Annotated in this window: 13 protein-coding genes; 4 read left to right on the top strand and 9 right to left on the bottom strand. The window is 62.2% G+C overall.

The annotated features are described in order from the left end of the window. Positions 1-4 precede the first annotated feature (4 nt). From ASC97_RS26990 to ASC97_RS26975, 4 genes are all read left to right on the top strand, one after another. Positions 5-346: a sarcosine oxidase subunit delta gene (locus ASC97_RS26990; protein ID WP_057471410.1), complete on the top strand. Its 342-nt coding sequence runs from the start codon at positions 5-7 to the stop codon at positions 344-346. After that, positions 343-3336, top strand: coding sequence for a sarcosine oxidase subunit alpha (locus ASC97_RS26985; protein WP_057471409.1), 2994 nt, complete (start codon positions 343-345; stop codon positions 3334-3336). The genes ASC97_RS26990 and ASC97_RS26985 overlap by 4 nt, the downstream gene beginning before the upstream one ends. Beyond that, positions 3329-3877, top strand: coding sequence for a sarcosine oxidase subunit gamma (locus tag ASC97_RS26980; protein ID WP_057471408.1), 549 nt, complete (start codon positions 3329-3331; stop codon positions 3875-3877). The genes ASC97_RS26985 and ASC97_RS26980 overlap by 8 nt, the downstream gene beginning before the upstream one ends. Before the next feature lie 172 nt (positions 3878-4049). Continuing rightward, the gene (locus ASC97_RS26975; protein ID WP_057471407.1) at positions 4050-4442 is read left to right on the top strand and encodes a VOC family protein; all 393 of its coding nucleotides are present in this window, start codon (positions 4050-4052) and stop codon (positions 4440-4442) included. A 116-nt stretch (positions 4443-4558) separates the two neighbouring features. Here the strand turns inward: ASC97_RS26975 and ASC97_RS26970 are convergent, their stop codons facing one another. The 9 genes from ASC97_RS26970 to ASC97_RS26930 form a co-directional block, all read right to left on the bottom strand. Beyond that, complete coding sequence (locus ASC97_RS26970; RefSeq protein ID WP_057471406.1) at positions 4559-5044, bottom strand: MaoC family dehydratase; 486 nt, start codon at positions 5042-5044, stop codon at positions 4559-4561. A gap of 88 nt (positions 5045-5132) precedes the next feature. Then, positions 5133-7103: a glycogen debranching protein GlgX gene (gene glgX, locus ASC97_RS26965; protein WP_057471405.1), complete on the bottom strand. Its 1971-nt coding sequence runs from the start codon at positions 7101-7103 to the stop codon at positions 5133-5135. A 10-nt stretch (positions 7104-7113) separates the two neighbouring features. After that, positions 7114-8745, bottom strand: a complete 1632-nt coding sequence (locus ASC97_RS26960; RefSeq protein ID WP_057471404.1) for an alpha-D-glucose phosphate-specific phosphoglucomutase — start codon at positions 8743-8745, stop codon at positions 7114-7116. Positions 8746-8751: 6 nt separating this feature from the next. Continuing rightward, complete coding sequence (gene glgA / locus ASC97_RS26955) at positions 8752-10194, bottom strand: glycogen synthase GlgA (protein WP_057471403.1); 1443 nt, start codon at positions 10192-10194, stop codon at positions 8752-8754. A 3-nt stretch (positions 10195-10197) separates the two neighbouring features. Then, complete coding sequence (glgC, locus tag ASC97_RS26950) at positions 10198-11460, bottom strand: glucose-1-phosphate adenylyltransferase (RefSeq protein ID WP_057471402.1); 1263 nt, start codon at positions 11458-11460, stop codon at positions 10198-10200. A 20-nt stretch (positions 11461-11480) separates the two neighbouring features. After that, positions 11481-13688, bottom strand: coding sequence for a 1,4-alpha-glucan branching protein GlgB (glgB, locus tag ASC97_RS26945; RefSeq protein ID WP_057471401.1), 2208 nt, complete (start codon positions 13686-13688; stop codon positions 11481-11483). Continuing rightward, positions 13685-16147 (bottom strand): glycogen/starch/alpha-glucan phosphorylase, encoded by a 2463-nt coding sequence (locus tag ASC97_RS26940; protein WP_057471400.1) that lies wholly within the window; start codon positions 16145-16147, stop codon positions 13685-13687. Before ASC97_RS26940 ends, glgB begins: the two co-directional genes overlap by 4 nt. 275 nt (positions 16148-16422) lie before the next feature. Beyond that, on the bottom strand, positions 16423-17643 hold the full coding sequence (locus ASC97_RS26935) for a pilus assembly protein TadG-related protein (protein ID WP_443216784.1): 1221 nt from the start codon (positions 17641-17643) through the stop codon (positions 16423-16425). Between the two features lie 160 nt (positions 17644-17803). Next, positions 17804-18682, bottom strand: coding sequence for a transglutaminase family protein (locus tag ASC97_RS26930; RefSeq protein ID WP_244481608.1), 879 nt, complete (start codon positions 18680-18682; stop codon positions 17804-17806). Positions 18683-18685: the final 3 nt, after the last annotated feature.

Raw genomic sequence — 18685 nt, 5'->3', positions numbered from 1 at the left:
CATCATGCTTCTGATCTATTGCCCATACTGTCAGGAAGAGCGCTCGGAACTCGAGTTCCGCGGTGCCGGCGACGCCCATATTGCGCGCCCACAGAACATCGCCACGGTTTCCGACGAGGAATTCGAGCAGTATTTCTTCCTGCGCGACAACCCGAAGGGGCTGATCTTCGAACGCTGGCGCCACCAGCACGGCTGCGGCCGCTTCTTCAATGCGGCCCGCGACACCATCAGCGACAAGTTCATCGTGACCTACAAGGCAGGCGAGCCAAAGCCCGAGATCGGTGCGGCGTCCGTTCCGCATGCTCCCGTCGAAACCTATGAAGCGACGGAGGGAGAAGCATCATGAGCGGCACGAACCGTATACCGGGCAAGGGTCGCCTGACGCCCGCCAGAACGGCGCGCTTCACCTTCGACGGGAAGAGCTATACGGCGCTGGAAGGCGACACCGTCGCTTCGGCGCTGATCGCCAACAACATCCATCTGGTCGGCCGCTCGTTCAAGTATCACCGCCCGCGCGGCATTCTTTCGGCCGGCGCCGAAGAGCCGAACGCGCTGATCGACGTTGCCCGCGACAGCGCCCGCAGGCAGCCGAACGTGCGCGCGACGGTGCAGGAGGTCTTCGACGGCATGATCGTGCAGTCGCAGAACCGGTTCCCGTCGCTCGCCTTCGATATCGGCGCCATCAACAACCTGATGTCGCCATTCTTTGCGGCCGGCTTCTACTACAAGACCTTCATGTGGCCGAAAGCGGCATGGAAGCACATTTACGAGCCGATGATCCGCCGTGCGGCCGGTCTCGGCGTCGCGCCGACGGAAGCCGATCCGGATCACTATGCCGGCCGCTACGCTCATTGCGACGTGCTGGTGGTCGGCGCCGGCGTTGCCGGCCTTTCGGCGGCCCTTGCGGCGGCACAGGCCGGTGCCAAGGTTGTTCTCTGCGACGAGCAGGCGGACGCAGGCGGAGCGCTCCGCTTCGACAGCGGCGTCAGGATCGACGGGATCGATGGCTACGAATGGGCGCAGAAGACCGTCGCCGCGCTCAAGGCCATGGAGAATGTGCAGGTCCTGACCCGCACGACGGCTTTCGGTTATTACAACCACAACTTTGTCGGTCTCGTGGAACGCGTCACCGATCATATTGCAAACCCCGGTCGCCACCTTCCGCGCGAGCGCCTGTGGCAGTTGCGCGCCAAGCGCGTCATCCTCGCCAATGGTGCGATCGAGCGCCATATGGTGTTTCCGAACAACGACCGTCCGGGCATCATGCTTGCGTCGGCCGCGCGCATGTATCTCAACCAGTACGGTGTTGCCGTGGGTCAGAAGGTCGGCGTCTACACGGCGCATGACTCGGCTTACGAAGCAGCTTTCGACCTGAAGCGCGCCGGTGTCGAGATTGCGGCGATCGTCGATTGCCGCCAGACGCCGGGCGCCGCCGTTCTGGCGGAAGCCCGTTTGCTCGGCATCGACGTTCTCGCCGGCCAGTCGGTGGTCAACACCTCCGGCAAGCTGCGTATCTCCACGATGACGGTCGCCCGCAACGGCGGCGGCTCGCCGCGCAAGATCGCGGTCGATGCCTTGCTGGTTTCGGCCGGCTGGACGCCATCGGTGCACCTTTTCTCGCAGTCGCGAGGCAAGGTTGCCTTCGAGCCGGAAACCCAACGCTTCCTGCCCGGCACCTACGCGCAGGATTGCCTTTCGGTCGGGGCCTGCAACGGCACGGACGACCTGCAGCAGACGATCGAGGAATCGCTGGCTGCCGGCGAGCTCATGGCCCAGGCGGCCGGCAAGTCCGCCAGCGGCAAGATCAGCCTTTCCGCAGAACAGGCGCATCAATGGACGGGCGGCATGATCGGCGCCGCCGAGGGGGCCGGTCCCGAGGCAAGCGCCAAGGCGTTTATCGATTTCCAGCATGACGTCTGCGCCAAGGATATCCGCCTTGCGGTGCGCGAGGGAATGCACTCGATCGAGCACATCAAGCGCTTCACCACCAACGGCATGGCATCCGACCAGGGCAAACTCTCCAACATGCATGGGTTGGCGATCGCGGCCGAGATGCTGGGCAAGGAAATCCCGCAGGTCGGGCTCACCACCTTCCGCGCGCCGTATACGCCGGTGACCTACGGCACCCTGATCGCACATTCGCGCGGCGAGCTGTTCGACCCGACGCGCAAGACGCCGCTGCACCAATGGGAGGAAGCCCACGGCGCGGTATTCGAGGATGTCGGCAACTGGAAGCGTGCATGGTTCTATCCGCGTGCAGGCGAAACGATGCACCAGGCGGTTGCGCGCGAATGCAAGACGGCGCGCGATGTCGCCGGCGTGTTCGATGCCTCGACGCTCGGCAAGATCGAGATCGTCGGCCCTGACGCCGCCGAGTTCATGAACCTGATGTACACCAACGCCTGGGACACGCTGAAGCCCGGCAAGTGCCGCTACGGCATCATGACCCGCGAAGACGGCTTCGTCTATGACGACGGCGTCGTTGGGCGCCTCAGCGACGATCGTTTCCACGTGACGACGACGACCGGCGGCGCGCCGCGCGTTCTGAACCACATGGAAGACTATCTGCAGACGGAATTCCCGCACCTCAACGTCTGGCTGACATCGGTCACCGAGCAGTGGGCGGTCATTGCGGTGCAGGGTCCGAAGGCGCGCGAGATCGTCGCGCCCCTGGTGGACGGCGTCAACATTTCGAACGAGGCCTTCCCGCATATGAGCGTTGCCGAGTGCACGGTCATGGGCGTGCCGGCGCGTCTGTTCCGCGTATCGTTCACCGGCGAGGTCGGGTTTGAAATCAACGTGCCCGCCGATTACGGCCAGTCGGTTCTGGAAGCGGTCTGGGCCAATGCCGAGCCGCTCGGCGCCTGCGTCTACGGCACGGAAACGATGCACGTCCTTCGCGCCGAGAAGGGCTACATCATTGTCGGCCAGGATACCGACGGAACGGTGACGCCTGACGATGCCGGTCTTTCATGGGCGGTTTCCAAGAAGAAGACCGATTTCGTCGGCATTCGCGGGCTGAAGCGTCCCGATCTCGTCAAGGAAGGCCGCAAGCAACTCGTCGGCCTCGTCACCAAGGATCCGCAGCTGGTGCTCGAGGAGGGCGCGCAAATCGTCGCCAATCCGAACGAGCCGAAGCCGATGACCATGCTGGGGCATGTGACTTCATCCTACTGGTCGGAAAACCTCGGCAAGTCGATTGCGTTTGCGGTGGTTGCGGGTGGACGGGCCAGGATGGGCCAAACGCTCTTCGTGCCGATGCCCGACAAGACGATTGCAGTCGAGGTGACTGACATGGTGTTCTTTGACAAGGAAGGAGGCCGCATCAATGGCTGACACGGCGGTTCGCAAATCTGCTCTTTCCGGCCGCCACGGCGGTTCTGCCAGCGTAAGGCTGACGCCTGCGCCAAACGCAAGCCGCGTGGCGCTTCGTGCTCCGGAGGGCTCGCTCAAGGCTCTTTCCTCCGCTCTCGGCGTGACGATCCCGGCTACTCCCAAGACCTCCGGCCGCAAGGATGGCCGTTCGGTTCTCTGGCTCGGACCGGACGAATGGCTGGTCATCGACGAGACCGGCGGCGACCCGATGACGGCGCTGGCCAAGAGCGGCGTGCTGCATTCGGCAACGGACGTTTCCCACCGCAATGTCGCGATCGTCGTATCCGGCCCCGGCGCCGAAGCGACGATTTCGGCAGGCTGCCCGCAGGATCTGTCGCTCGGCGCCTTCCCGGTCGGTGGCTGCACGCGCACGCTTTTCGGCAAGGCCGAGATCGTCCTGTTCCGGACGGAAGACGATACGTTCCGCGTCGAATGCTGGCGGTCGTTTGCCGACTTCGTGTTCGGGCTGCTCGCCGAAGGCGCGGAAGACGCCGCTCACTGACGGACAAGCCGATCTGCTGACGATCGGCGGCCGCGGCGCGGTTTCTCGGCGTGGCCTTCGCAACCCCAGGCGGCCAAGGCTCGCCATCGCCGGCTTGTCACAGCGGGTTGCCGGCCTTACTCTCGGGTGCTTGCGGTTGCGCATGTGCCGCCACCGATCCGGGGGTATACCGATGATGCTGCATCACGTTTCCATCGTCACCGCGGATCTCCCGCGGTCCATCGCTTTCTACAGCGACGTCTTCGGTCTCCGGCGGATCGAGCGGCCGCCTTTCTCGACTTCCGGTGCCTGGTTCGCTTGCGGCGCGCTTCAAGTCCACATCATCCTCAACCCCAATGGAACGTTCCGGAAAACGGCGACCATCGACAGCGCCGATACCCATTTCGCCTTTCGAATGGATGATTTCGAGGGCTCGATCCGCCAGCTGATCGCGAAGGGATTTCGCGAGGATGCCGTCGAAGGCGACCCCAAGCGGCTGCTCGTCCGCGATGGCGTCGCGGGCTTCCCGCAGGCCTACCTGCTCGATCCCGATTGGAACATCATCGAAGTGAACGGCGCGCCCTGAACGACCGCGGGGCATGCGCTGCCTGGCGATGTCGTGTCGACGCGCCCGGCGACCGGCGCATCATCCGTCATGGGATCGATTTCGAAACGGAATCTTGACCGCGGAAAAGCCTGGCCTCAGACGTTTTCCGGCCGGTCCTTCGGGTCGAACTGGATGATCGTGATCCATTTTGCCGTCAGCGCCGGCTTTCTCTCGTTTTCGATCTCGATCGAAACGTCGTAGGTCGTCATCAGCATGCCGGCGCCGCGAAAGCGGGCTTCGGCGAGGATGAAGTGACCGCGGATGCGCGCGCCTGCCTTGACGGGGGCGACGAAGCGCACGGTGTCGAAGCCGTAATTGATGCCCATCGTCTGCTCGCGCACCCTGGGCAGGCAATTGAAATTCATGGTCGACAGCAGCGACAGCGTCAGGAAGCCATGAGCGATCGTGCCGCCGAAAGGGCTTCCCGCAGCGCGCACCGGGTCGACATGGATGAACTGATGATCGTCCGTCGCATGGGCAAACGCGTCGATCATGGTCTGGTCGACGACAATCCAGTCCGAGAGGCCGGTTTCAGTGCCGATCAGCCCACGTACGTCCGCGAGCGAGATTTCCTTGACCATTGATTCCTCATGAAAAGGCTGCTGTTCAAAGCCTTACAACGGCTTTGTGACGATTGCGACAAGGATTTTGTTGCAACCATGAAGCGGGCTAGGTTTCGAGATAGAATACGACGGAGCGTTGCGGCACGATGACCTGCGTCTCGATTTTCTCAGTCCCGCCGGCGGTGAGCCGACGCCAGGATGCAGGCTCCCCGGGCAGCAAGAATGCCTGACTGGTCCAGGAGCGATTGAAAAGGACTGCGAGCCGCGCCTTCCTGCGATTGCTGCCGTCGACAGTCGAGAGAAGCATGCCAAGCGTCGCGAAATCGGGGGTCTCCCAGTCGGACACCGTCATCGGCTGGCCGGATGGCGAAATCCATTCGACGTCGCCGTTTCCAGAGAAGAACGAGGCTTGCGAAAACACGTCGAAGCGTTTGCGCAGTGCCGATACGAACGCTGCATGAGCGATCAACTCGTCATCGAGCGCTCCCCAGTCGAGCCAGGTGATATCGTTGTCCTGGCAATAGGCATTGTTGTTCCCGCGCTGGGTGCGGCCGCCTTCGTCGCCTGCCGTGAGCATGACGCTGCCGCGGGTGACAAAGAGCGTCGACAGCAGGGCCTCCACGTCGTCGCGGCGTTTTCTGACGATGTCGGGATAGCGGGTTGCGCCCTCGACGCCGTTGTTCCACGAGTGGTTCTCGTTGTGACCGTCGCGGTTCTCCTCGCCGTTCGCCTCATTGTGCTTGCCGCCGTAGGAGACGAGGTCGTTGAGCGTGAAGCCGTCGTGGGCAGCGAGGAAATTGACGCTGCGTGTCGAGACGCCGCCGTTGCGCGAAAAGACATCCGAGGAGCCGGCGAGGGCGGAGGCGAGCGGCCCGGTCTTGTAAGCGTCGCCGCGCCAGTAGCAGCGCAGATCGTCGCGCACGCGGTCGTTCCACTCCAGGAAAGGCTCCGGAAAGTTGCCCAGCTGGTAGCCGCCCGGGCCGATGTCCCAGGGTTCGGCAATCACGACGCGGTCGGCGAGCACGTCGTCGGCGAGAATGGCCGCCAGCGTTTCGCCATGCGCCTCGAAGCCGCCGGCGGTGCGGCCAAGGACCGGCGCCAGATCGAAGCGGAAGCCGTCGATGCCCGCGCCAAGCACGAAATGGCGGAGGCTGTCGATAATCAGCTGCCTGACATATGGATGATCGCAGGCAACCGTGTTGCCGGTGCCGGTGTCGTTGACGAGTTCGCCCGGACGACCGGGCAGGTGACGATAAAAGGAGAGATTGTCGAGGCCGCGCAGCGACAGCGTGGTGCCGTAGCGATCGCTTTCGCCGGTATGGTTGAAGACCAGATCGAGGATGACACCGATACCTTCGGCGCGAAGCCTGGCAACCGTCTCGCGCAGTTCCACCATGCCGCCGGGAACGATACGCGGATCGAGTGCCATGAAGGCGACGGGGTTGTAGCCCCAGCCGTTGCTCAGGCCAAGCGGGGGCAGGTGGCGCTCGTCGATCCAGGCGGTCACAGGCATCAGTTCGACGGCATCGACGCCGATCCGTTTCAGATGTGCGATGACGGATGGGTGGGCGAGTGCCGCGACGGTGCCCCGCTGTGCCTTCGGCACCTCGGGATGCAGCATCGTGAAGGGTTTGACAGCAACTTCGTAGATGAAGCCTCCCGGCCGGAAGAGCGGCCTTTGGGGCTTCGCGTAGACATCGCGGGTCACGATTGCCTTCGGCATGAGATGCCGGGTGTCGGCGCCAAAGGTGCCGAGCAGCGGGTCGTGATGGAACGGCCGGTCGAGTTCCTTGGCATAGGGATCGACGAGCAGCTTCGAGGGATCGAACCAGAGCCCGTTGTCGGGGGCGTAGATACCGTCGGCGCGATAGCCGTAGCGCGCGCCCTCCTTCAGGCCGTCGACGAAGAGGCGATGCACATGGTCATCGCCGCGCGCCATCGGCAGTCGGGTGAACTCCTTGTCGTCCCGGTCGAACAGGCAAAGCTCGATCTGTCCGGCATGGTGCGACCAGACGGCGAAATCGACGCCGGTTTCGAAGATGACCGCTCCGCCTTGCCCCGATTGTTTCGCCGCCATGTCGCTCCGGTCAGGTTATGACGGACGGAGCGTCGCGCCCGGTGCGGCTGCGAATATCGGCAATGGCTTCAGCCGCGGCGATCAGATCGGCAAGCGCTTCCTGGGTCTCGATGTTGTGCCGGCTGGAATCCGCCTCGTAGCGCTCGATATAGACGCGCAGCGTGGCTCCCGACGTACCCGTGCCGGAGAGCCGGAAAACGACGCGCGAGCCGCCTTCGAACAGGACGCGGATGCCCTGGTGCTCGCTGACCGACTTGTCGATCGGATCGTGATAGGCGAAATCGTCGGCCGCCTCGACCGTCAGCGGGCCGAAAGACCGGCCTGGCAGCGTGGGCAGCTGGCTGCGAAGATTGTCCACCAGGCCGTTGGCTGCGTCGGTGTCGACGCCTTCGTAGTCGTGACGCGAATAGTAGTTGCGTCCGTAGGTCTGCCAGTGCTGGGTGACGATGTCCTGGACGCTCTCGCCGCGTACGGCAAGGATGTTCAGCCAGAGCAGAACAGCCCAGAGACCGTCCTTTTCGCGGACATGGTTGGAGCCTGTGCCGGCACTTTCCTCGCCGCAGATCGTCGCCATCCCGGCGTCGAGGAGGTTTCCGAAGAATTTCCAGCCGGTCGGCGTTTCGTACATGCCGATGCCGCGTTTTTCTGCGACGCGGTCGGCGGCGCCCGATGTCGGCATCGAGCGGGCGATGCCGGCAAGACCGCCGGAATAACCGGGTGCGAGATGGGCGTTTGCAGCCAGGATCGCCAGGCTGTCGGAGGGCGTGACGAAGATGCCGCGGCCGATGATGAGGTTGCGGTCGCCGTCGCCGTCGGAGGCTGCACCGAAATCGGGCGCGTCGTCGCCCATCATCTCGTCGTAGAGTTCCTTGCAGTGAACCGGGTTCGGATCCGGGTGATGACCGCCGAAATCAGGCAACGGCATGAAGTTGCGAACCGAGCCCGACGGCGCACCCAGGCGATTTTCGAAGATTTCCTTGGCGTAGGGGCCGGTAACGGCACTCATGGCGTCGAAGGCGATGCGGAAGCCGAGGCTCACGAGGTTGCGGATGGCGCCGAAATCGAAGAGCTCTTCCATGAGAGCCGTGTAGTCCTCGACCGAGTCCAGAACCGCGAGCATCATGCCGCCCGGCATTTCGTCCTTGCCGATGCGGTCGAGGTTGACGTCGGGGAAGTCGGCGATCTTGTAGCTGTCGATCACCTTGCTGCGGGCGTAGATCGCGTCGGTGATCTTTTCCGGGGCAGGACCGCCATTGCCGATGTTGTACTTGATGCCGAAATCTTCGGTCGGACCGCCGGGATTATGGCTGGCGGACAGAATGATGCCGCCGAAGGCCTTGTATTTGCGAATGATGTGGGATGCCGCCGGGGTCGACAGGATGCCGCCCTTGCCGACGATGACCTTGCCGAAGCCATTGGCGGCGGCCATCTTGATCGCCTTCTGGATGACTTCGCGGTTGTAATAGCGTCCGTCGCCGCCGATGACGAGGCACTTGCCCTGGTAGCCTTCCAGCGAATCGAAGATCGACTGGATGAAGTTCTCGGCGTAGTTCGGCTGCTGGAATACGGGAACTTTCTTGCGAAGACCGGAGGTGCCGGGTTTCTGATCCTGATAGGGCGTAGTGGGTACGGACTTGTTCATTTTCTGTCACTTGCCTTTCGGGGCGAGGCTTGAATAGAGGGCAGCATAGCGCTCGGCGCTCTTCTCCCACGAAACATCCGATTTCATGCCCTGCTTTTGCAATTGGGTCCAGACTTTTTGATCAGCGTAGAGATGTAGCGCACGGCGGATTGCCTGCAACAGACCGGAGGCGGTCACCGGCGAGAATTGTATGCCCGTTGCCACTTTGGCCGCAAGTGCCGCGTGATTGGCATCGATCACGGTGTCGGCGAGACCCCCGGTGTGGGCGACGATCGGCACGCATCCGTAGCGCAGGCCATAGAGCTGGGTGAGGCCGCAGGGCTCGAATCGCGATGGGATGATGATCGCATCGCAGCCGGCCTGCATGAGGTGCGACATCGGTTCGTTGTAGCCGATGGAGACGCCGATGCGGCCGGGATGGCGGGCGGCTGCGGCCAGCAGCGAGCCTTCCAGGGCCGGATCGCCGGAGCCGAGGATCGCAAGCTTGCCGCCCATCGCAACGATTTCGTCGGCGGTGGCGGCGATGAGGTCCATGCCTTTTTGCCATGTCAGCCGGCTGATGATGCAGAAGATCGGTGCATTGTCATCGTGAAGGCCGAAGAACTCGCAGATGGCAGCACGGTTTGCCACCCGGTTTTTCAGTGACGTTCCGGTGTAGTGGGTGTGGACAACCGGATCGGTCGCGGGATTCCAGACATCGTCATCGATGCCGTTGACGATGCCGTGCAGAGAATCGATACGGGTGCCGATCACGCCTTCCAGCCCCATGCCGAACTCTGCAGTCAATATTTCGCCTGCGTAGGAAGGACTGACGGTGGTGATTGCATGGGCGGTCTGCAATCCGCCCTTGAGGAAGCCGATATGGCCATAATACTCTATGGCTTCGACGGAGAAGGCTTGTGGCGGAAGCCGCAGGCCGGGAAAAATCTCCGCGCCGAACTGGCCCTGGAAGGCGATGTTGTGAATGGTCAGAACGCTCGGCAGTTCCGGCGTCGGGTAGTAGCGCATATAGACCGGTGTCATCGCACCCTGCCAGTCGTGGGCATGCACGATATCGGGCCGCCAGTCCGGCATCAGTCCGGCAGCGATCTCGGCGCCGGCCAGCGAAAGGGCTGCGAAGCGGCGCCAGTTGTCGGGATAGTCCTTGCCGGTTGAATCGAGATAGGGGCCACCAGCCCTGTCATAGTAGGCGGGGGCGTCGAGGACCAGGATATCCAGGCCCTCGTGCCTGGCTTCCAGAACCGTCGCGGGTTCTCCCAGGAGATCGTCGAACTGCAGCCTGACGACAGGATCGCGAATGAGCTTCATGACCGCGGGATAACCGGGCATGAGTGTCTTCATCTCAATCCCGAAGGGCTTCAGCGCGATCGGCAGGGCGCCCGCCACATCGGCAAGGCCCCCTGTCTTGACCAGCGGGAAGACTTCGGACGAAACCGAAAGAACTTTCATCTGTTACAAATCCAGCTTGTCGATCATGGGCTGCGTGATGAGGCAAATGCCGCCTTCGCTTCGCCGGAACCGCTTCGCGTCGAGTATCGGATCCTCGCCGACGATGAGCCCTTCCGGAATGATGACACCGTGGTCGATCACCACGTTCCGGAGCTGCGCGTGCCGACCGACCTTCACGCTCGGCAGAACGACGGCGCCCTCCAGCTTGGAATAGGAATTGGCGCGCACACCCGTAAACAGGAGGCTGTTGTTGAGCGTCGCACCGGAGATGATGCAATCACCGGCAACGACGGACGACGTGGCCGAGCCTCGCCGATCTTCGTCGTCGTGGACGAATTTTGCGGGCGGCGAGATTTCCGCGTAGGTCCAGATCGGCCAGGACTTGTCGTAGATGTCGAGTTCCGGAACGATTGCCGTCAGGTCGATATTGGCCTGCCAGTAGGCGTCGATCGTTCCGACGTCGCGCCAGTAGGGCTCGCGCTCGAAATCGGAGCGGACGCAGGAGTTGGCGAAGCGATGGGCGATCGCCTTACCGTTCTTGACGATATAGGGGATGATGTCCTTGCCGAAGTCCTTGCTGGAGTTCGGGTCGGCAGCATCGCGACGCAGCGCCTCGATCAGGAATTTCGTGTGGAAGACGTAGATCCCCATCGACGCCAGCGCGAACTCCGGCTTGTCGGGGATACCCGGCGGGTTGGCGGGCTTTTCGATGAAGTCGATGATCCGGTCGGTCTTGTCGACATGCATGACGCCGAAGCCGACAGCCTCCATGCGCGGCACTTCCAGGCAACCGATGGTGACGTCGGCGCCGGAATCCACATGCTGCTGCAGCATGTACTCGTAGTCCATCTTGTAGATGTGGTCGCCGGCAAGGATAACCATGTACTCGACACCGTAATCCTCGATGATGTCGATGTTCTGGTAGACGGCGTCGGCGGTGCCTTCGTACCACTGCGTTTCCGAGACGCGCTGGGAGGCCGGCAGAATGTCGAAGCTCTCGTTTCGCTCGGGGCGGAAGAAGTTCCAGCCGCGCTGCATATGGCGGATCAGCGAGTGCGCCTTGTATTGGGTGGCCACGCCGATGCGGCGGATACCGGAATTCAGGGCGTTGGAGAGGGCGAAATCGATGATGCGCGATTTGCCGCCGAAATAGACAGCCGGCTTGGCGCGGCGGTCCGTGAGTTCCTTGAGGCGGCTCCCCCGGCCGCCGGCAAGAACATAAGCCATTGCATCGCGGGCAAGTGGCTGAATGCGTTTTTCTACCATGACTTTCCTCCCACCAGTCTTCAAGTCTCAGGTTCAAGCATAATCGTCGCCAGCGGCGGCAAGGTCAGAGAAGCGGCGATGGTGCCGCCGGCGTTGACGGCCTGCACGCGGCCGCCGTTGCCCTTGCCGCTGCCGCCGTAGATATCGGCATCCGTGTTCAGGATTTCCCGCCAGCGGCCCTCCGACGGCAGGCGTACGGCGTAGTTCTCGCGATAGACCGGCGTCAGGTTGCTGATGACGGCAATCGGCTTCTCGCCGGGAGCCTTGCGCAACCACGCGAGGACGGAGTTTTCGTGGTCGTCGGCAATCAGCCACTCGAAGCCTTCGCCTTCGCAGTCGCGGGCATGCAGTGCCGCCTTGCTGCGGTAGGTAAAGTTGAGATCGCGAACCAGCCGGCGCATGCCTTCGTGCATACGGTACTGCAGGAGGTTCCAGTCGAGCGAGCCGGCCTCGTTCCATTCGCTCCACTGGGCGAACTCCTGGCCCATGAAGAGCAGTTTCTTGCCGGGGTAGCCCCACATGAAGGCGTAGTAGGCCCGAAGATTGGCGAACTTCTGCCAATCGTCTCCGGGCATCTTGGCGATCAGCGAGCCTTTTCCGTGCACAACCTCGTCGTGCGAAAGCGGCAGCACGAAATTTTCCGAGTAGGCATAGAGCAGGCCGAAAGTCAGCTCGTTGTGGTGATGCTTGCGGTGAATCGGCTCGCGGCTCATGTAGCTCAGCGTGTCGTGCATGAAGCCCATGTTCCATTTGAAGCCGAAGCCGAGGCCGCCTTCGTGGACGGGCTGCGAGACCTTGGGCCAGGAGGTGGATTCCTCGGCGATTGTCATGACGCCCGGATGCTCGGCGTAGATGCGGGTGTTCATGCTCTGAAGGAAACGCACGGCTTCCAGGTTCTCGTTGCCGCCGTATTCGTTCGGGATCCATTCGCCGTGCTTGCGGGAATAGTCGAGGTAGAGCATCGAGGCGACGGCATCGACGCGCAGACCGTCGAGATGGAATTTCTCGGACCAGTAGAGCGCGTTGTTGACGAGGTAGGAAACGACCTCGGTGCGCCCGAAATTGTAGATCGCGGTGTTCCAGTCGGGATGGAAGCCCTTGCGCGGATCCTCGTGCTCATAGAGCGCCGTGCCGTCGAACCAGCCGAGACCGTGCTCGTCGGTCGGGAAGTGGGCCGGTACCCAGTCGAGGATGACGCCGATGCCGACCTTGTGGGCGCCGTTGACGAAACGGGCAAAGCCTTCCGGCTCGCCGAAACGGGCGGTGGGCGCATAGAGACCGGTCGTCTGGTAGCCCCAGGACGGATCGTAGGGGTGTTCGGTGATCGGCAGGAACTCGATATGGGTAAAACCCATGTCGACACAGTAGGGGATGAGCCTGGAAGCCATTTCGTCCCAGGAGAGGAACGAGCCGTCATTGCGGCGCTGCCAGGAGCCGGCGTGAACCTCGTAGATCGAGATCGGCTGACGTCGCTTGTCGGTTTCGCTCCAGTGCTTGAGGTGGGCTTCATCCTCCCATTCCTGCAGCAATTCGGGCGCGGTGACCGAGGCTGTCTTCGGACGCAATTCGCTGCGCCTTGCGAAGGGGTCCGCCTTCAGCGGCAGCAATACGCCGTTCTGGCCGCGGATCTCGAACTTGTAGCCGACGCCCGTCGGGACGTCGGGTGCGAAGATCTCCCAGATACCGGCTCCGGCGCGCAGGCGCATCACGTGGCGGCGACCATCCCAGTTGTTGAAATCGCCGACGACGGAGACGCGTTGTGCATTCGGCGCCCAGACAGCGAAATGGATGCCCTGCGCGCCCTCATGCCTGATCCAGTGCGCGCCCATCTTGTCGAAGAGGCGCAGGTCCGAACCTTCTCGCGCATAATAATCGTCCATCGGCCCGAGAACCGGCCCGAAGCTGTAGGGATCGGTCACCGCCCATTCCGCATCGCCGCGGCGGGCGCGATAACGCACCGGCTGCTGCTTGGTCACGGATACGGTTCCTGCGAAGAAGCCGTCCGGATGCTGCAGCGTCAATTCGCCGACGACGCTGCCGTCGAGCGACATGGCGGTCACTTCCTCGGCGCCCGGAATGAAGCATCGCGCGACGTAGACGTTGCCCGATTTGTGAATGCCGAGAACGGCAAAAGGGTTGGAATGCGAACCGGCGAGGATTGCCGCTATCTCGTCTGCCGAAATTTCCCAGGGAAGCTTGACGTCAGGGGCAGCCTTCGGCGTCTTCATCCGGCTCTCCAAATTTCCTTGGCGTATTGACGTATCGTGCGGTCGGACGAGAACCAGCCCATCCGAGCCGTATTGCAGATCGTCTTTTGGTACCACGAACCCGTGTCGATCCACAGCTGGTCGACTTCACGTTGCGCCTGGGCGTAGGCGTCGAAATCGGCCGCGACCATGAACCAGTCGTGGGCGTAGATCCCGTCGATCAGCTCCGAGTATCGGTTGCGGTCGTCGGGGGAGAACACGCCGGAGCTGATGGCCGACAGTGCCTGCGACAGTTCCCGGGAACTCTCTATGATAGCGCGCGGGTTGTGGCCGTCGGCGCGCAGGTTCGTCACCTCGTCGGCCCGCAGTCCGAAGATCTTGATGTTGTCGTCGCCGACATTGTCGCGCATCTCGACATTGGCGCCGTCGAGCGTTCCGATCGTGAGCGCACCGTTCAGCCCGAATTTCATGTTGCCGGTTCCGGATGCCTCCATCCCGGCCGTCGAGATCTGCTCGGACAGGTCGGCGGCAGGAACCATGATTTCCGCCAGCGAGACGTTGTAGTTCGGCACGAAGACGATCTTCAGCAAGCCACGCACGGAGGGGTCGTTGTTGATGGTGCGGGCAACATCGTTGATCAGTTTGATGATCAGCTTGGCGTTGTGATAGCTCGGCGCTGCCTTGCCCGCGAAAAGCTTGACGCGGGGCACCCAATCGAGCTCGGGATGCGAGCGGATCTGGTCGTACAGGGCGACCGCCTCGATGACGTTCAAGAGCTGGCGCTTGTATTCGTGGATACGCTTGATCTGGATGTCGAACATCGCCGACGGGTCGATCTTGACGCCCATGCGGCTGGCGACAAGATTGGCGAGTGCCACCTTGTTGGCCCGCTTAACGGCGGCAAACTTATCCTGGAAGCTCGCATCGGTCGCGAACTTGTCGAGGGGCTTCAGCTTTTCGGCGTCATCCAGAAAGTCGTCGCCAATCGCCTCGCGGATGAGGCCCGTAAGCCCCGGATTACATTGCTGCAGCCAGCGGCGCGGCGTGATGCCGTTGGTCTTGTTGTTGATGCGGTCGGGATAGAGCTTGTGCAAGTCGGCAAACACTGTGACCTTCATCAGCTCGGTGTGCAGCGCCGACACGCCGTTGATCGAATGAGAGCCGACGAAGGCAAGGTTGCCCATGCGCACGCGGCGCTCGCCGCTTTCCTCGATCAGCGACAAGGAGCGGATCTCCGTGTCGGAGAAGTTCTTGCTCTTGCGGGCTTCGAGCAGGACCTTGGCGTTGATCGCATAGATGATCTGCATGTGGCGCGGCAGCAGCCGCTCGAAGAGCGGGACAGGCCAGCTTTCCAGCGCTTCCGGCAGAAGCGTGTGGTTGGTGTAGGCGATCGTGCCGCGGGTGATATCCCACGCCTGATCGAACTCCAGCCCATGCACGTCGCAGAGCAGGCGGATGAGTTCGGCCACGGACACGGCCGGATGGGTGTCGTTGAGCTGGATCGCGACCTTGTCCGGAAGCGAGGTGAAGTCGTCGTACTGCTGCAGGTGGCGGCGCAGGATGTCCTGCAGGGAGGCCGAGGAAAAGAAGAACTCCTGCCGCAGGCGCAACTCCTGACCGGCCGGCGTCGCATCCGCAGGATAGAGAACGCGGGTCAGGCTTTCGGCCTTGTTGCTTTCGCGCAGGGCACCAATGTGGTCGCCGGCATTGAAGGCGGCGAGCAGGATCGGGTCGATCGGCTGCGCCGACCAGAGGCGCAGCGTGTTGACGCGGTTTCCGCGCCAGCCGACGACCGGGGTGTCGAAGGCGGCGGCAATGACCCGCTCGGCCGGCTTCCAGACGTAGCGCGGCTCGCCTTCGGCGCTGTTGGCGACGTCCACGGTGCCGCCGAAGCCGATTTCGTAGGCACTCTCGCGACGCTCGAATTCCCAGGGATTGCCGTGGGCAAGCCAGCTTTCGGGCAGCTCGACCTGCCAGCCGTCGGCGAGCTGCTGGCGGAAGAGGCCGTGCACATAGCGGATACCGTAGCCATAGGCGGGGACCTCCACCGTCGCCATGCTTTCCATGAAGCAGGCGGCGAGACGACCGAGGCCGCCGTTGCCGAGCGCTGCGTCCGGTTCGAGGCCGGCGATGACGGCGACATCGACGCCGAGCGAAGCGAGTGCATCGCGAACCTGCTCCATGAGGCCGAGGTTCGAGACGGCATCGCGCATCAGGCGGCCGATCAGGAATTCCAGCGAGAGGTAATAGACGCGCTTGTCACCGGTCGCATAGACCTTGCGGGTCGATTCCATCCACTTGTCGATGATCCGGTCGCGCACCACGAGAATGGTGGCGGTCAGCCAGTCGTGCGGCTTGGCGACCTTGGCATCCTTGCCGATGCGGTAGGTCAGGCGTTCGATGATTTCTTCTGCGAGGATGTCGGGCTTTGAACTGCGCGGCGCGGGGGAGGGGATAGTCGGCTTCGCAACGGTGTTCATCGTCAATCCTCGCCAATTCTGATTGGGTTTCAGTATGTTATGCTAGCTTCAATCGATTAGTCTCACGCACTAAAGCACAGTTTATGCACCGTTATTACGCAGTTGCAACAAGTGAATTGTGCAAACGAGAAAATTGACGAAGCCTCGCATCCGGCTACGGAAAGAACTTGATTTCAATCGGTTTTCCGACTTTGATGGGCAGGATTTACGACACAACGATAAGCCGCTCCGGTTTGTTCCGGAGCGGCTTTTCGTTTTGGGCAATCATGCCATTGCTAGTTTGTCAGACGGGTTGTCTGGTTGGCGGCCTTTGCGCCGATCTTCTTGAAGGCGTCGAGCAGATCGTTCATGCTTTCCGCAGCGAAGTAGTGCGACGCGTCCGTGGCGCAGTATTTCAGCAACGCCTGGCCGGTTGAAGGCGCCATAAAGGCGACGGTGTAAATTTCAATACCGGCGTTCTTGGCGGTGTCGCATGTCGCCTTGGTCAATGTGTCGTACGAACGGCCGCCGTTCTTGTCGTTGTTGTTATCGCCGTCGGTCATGAAGACGATGTATTTCTTGGGCGTCTGTCCAGTCTTAGCCTTGTGCAGTGCATCCTCGTTGTCGTTTCCGGCGCTGTTCTTGGCCATCAAGGACGTATAGGCCGTGTTCATGGCGCCGCTGGAGTTCGTACCGTTGGCTGCCACCAGTGCGTTGACGTAGCTTGTGACGGCGCTGGTGCCCCAGGCAAGCTTGCTTGCAGCGTACTCGACAAGATCGTAGGAAACAGCACCGGTGCGGGCATAGATATGCGTAGGATCGGCGGTGTTCAGCTGCGCCGTCATGCTGCCGACCGCAAGTTTTAGCGCTTCAATTTTTGTATAGTAGTTGTCGCACGTCTTCGGCTTCTTCGTGGTTCCGCAGCTTATCGTCGGCTGCGAGGCGTTGATCGTGGTGGTCGGATCTCCCATCGATCCTGATTTGTCCAATGCGAGGAACATCGAGACAGAACCCTGCGTCTCGGAGTAACCGCTGGCCGTCTGGCTTGATGCGCCGATGGTCGTGGTCGTGAAACCGAGCACATGCGCGAGACCGCTCAGCTCAAGGTTGTACGAGGATGAAACGCTGACGCTGTAGCTCGTGGCCTTACCCGAGGTAGTTTGGGTGGCGCTTGCGGTCGTTGCGTCCTTGAGAGCGGTTGTGTCGCCCAAGTAGTTTGCCATCTGGCCGGCCACGAAGTCCTTGGCAAACGCGGAGGCGCCAGCAGTATTGATCTTGCCGTCGGCCAGTGCTGATGCCGTAGCGAGGGCAGCGGAGTCCGATGCTTCCTGTAACTCCCCCTTGGATCGCGCTGCGTTGGAAATATCGATCGCCACGCTGGCCGAACCGATCAGCACCGGCAGTGCGATTGCAGTCAGCATCGCGAAATTGCCGCCGCGATCGTTCCATAGATTAAGCATGCTGGTCTTCAGCGAATGCGAGGTGCGCATCATGTTCACCTGAGTTGGTTGCCCCATTAATGCAACCACTCTTGCGCCGCATGTCTTGAAGCCAAATTTAAGGATTCGCTACAATCCTAACGAATTGTCGCTTTCCTGCGCGGATTTGTGGCTGATGCGCTATCTATGAGGGTAAAAAGGCGCCGATATCGCATAGGGGGCAGCGCCTGGCGTTTGCTTACTTCAACGGAATAACATCCACGGCCTGAACGGAGCGCTGGCTGCCGTAGCTTTTCAGCACCCCGATGACGGGCGCGACGTCCGAATAGTCGCGGCCGTAGGCGACGACGATATGGTCGGAGCCGGCGGGGATGTTGTTGGTCGGATCGAGTTCGACCCAGCCGAGCGTCGCGCCGCACCATACGCGCACCCAGGCATGCATGGCATCGGCACCTTCCAGCCGCTCCTTGCCCGGCGGCGGGATGGTGCGCAGGAAGCCGGAGACGTAGCCCGCGGGAATACCGAGGCTTCGCAATGCCAGGATCATGACGTGCGCGAAATCCTGGCAGACGCCGCGCTTCAGCTGGAAGGCTTCGAGCGGTGAGGTATCGACGCTGGTGGCGTCTGGATCGTAGGTGAAGTCCTTGTGGATGCGGGCACAGAGCGCATCGGCGATCTGCAGGACGGTGCGTGAGGGCTCCAGCGCCTGTTTCGCGTAGTCGGAGATCGCCCGCGTCTCGGTCAGCCGGGGGCTGTTGCCGAGGAAATGATGCGGGGATCCCGGCTTCAGCGACCAGACGCCTGCGATCTCGTCCGGCATGCGCGTCAGCAAGGGCGAGAAGTCCGCGGCAATCGAATGGCTATCCACCTGCACGCGGGCCTGCATGCGGATGTCGAGCTTTTCGTGCGGTGCGCGCACCATGAAGGCGGTTGCCGGATGCTCGAAGAAGTCGACGAAGTTCGACTGCTCGTCCGGCGTCGGAGAGACCTTGATCGAGCCGGCGACCAGGCGCTGGCGATCGGGCAGCGACAGTGGCATGAGCCGCATGATGTGGCGCGCGCCCGAGGCCGGCGTGTCGTAGATGTAGCCCATGTGCAGCGAGAGATCGTAGAGCACCGG

Source organism: Rhizobium sp. Root1203 (assembly GCF_001424945.1).
Lineage (GTDB): Bacteria > Pseudomonadota > Alphaproteobacteria > Rhizobiales > Rhizobiaceae > Rhizobium.
The sequence above is the reverse complement of the archived record's forward strand: the minus strand, read 5'-3'. Positions and strand labels throughout refer to the sequence as shown.

Bases quoted from the DNA above. Each gene is read 5' to 3' on its own strand.
- glgX (WP_057471405.1), bottom strand. From the start codon at position 7,103: ATGGCGGCGAAACAATCGGGGCAAGGCGGAGCGGTCATCTTCGAAACC.
- ASC97_RS26985 (WP_057471409.1), top strand. From the start codon at position 343: ATGAGCGGCACGAACCGTATACCGGGCAAGGGTCGCCTGACGCCCGCC.
- ASC97_RS26960 (WP_057471404.1), bottom strand. From the start codon at position 8,745: ATGAACAAGTCCGTACCCACTACGCCCTATCAGGATCAGAAACCCGGC.
- ASC97_RS26975 (WP_057471407.1), top strand. From the start codon at position 4,050: ATGATGCTGCATCACGTTTCCATCGTCACCGCGGATCTCCCGCGGTCC.
- glgB (WP_057471401.1), bottom strand. From the start codon at position 13,688: ATGAAGACGCCGAAGGCTGCCCCTGACGTCAAGCTTCCCTGGGAAATT.
- ASC97_RS26970 (WP_057471406.1), bottom strand. From the start codon at position 5,044: ATGGTCAAGGAAATCTCGCTCGCGGACGTACGTGGGCTGATCGGCACT.
- glgA (WP_057471403.1), bottom strand. From the start codon at position 10,194: ATGAAAGTTCTTTCGGTTTCGTCCGAAGTCTTCCCGCTGGTCAAGACA.
- ASC97_RS26935 (WP_443216784.1), bottom strand. From the start codon at position 17,643: ATGGGGCAACCAACTCAGGTGAACATGATGCGCACCTCGCATTCGCTG.
- ASC97_RS26980 (WP_057471408.1), top strand. From the start codon at position 3,329: ATGGCTGACACGGCGGTTCGCAAATCTGCTCTTTCCGGCCGCCACGGC.
- glgC (WP_057471402.1), bottom strand. From the start codon at position 11,460: ATGGTAGAAAAACGCATTCAGCCACTTGCCCGCGATGCAATGGCTTAT.
- ASC97_RS26990 (WP_057471410.1), top strand. From the start codon at position 5: ATGCTTCTGATCTATTGCCCATACTGTCAGGAAGAGCGCTCGGAACTC.
- ASC97_RS26940 (WP_057471400.1), bottom strand. From the start codon at position 16,147: ATGAACACCGTTGCGAAGCCGACTATCCCCTCCCCCGCGCCGCGCAGT.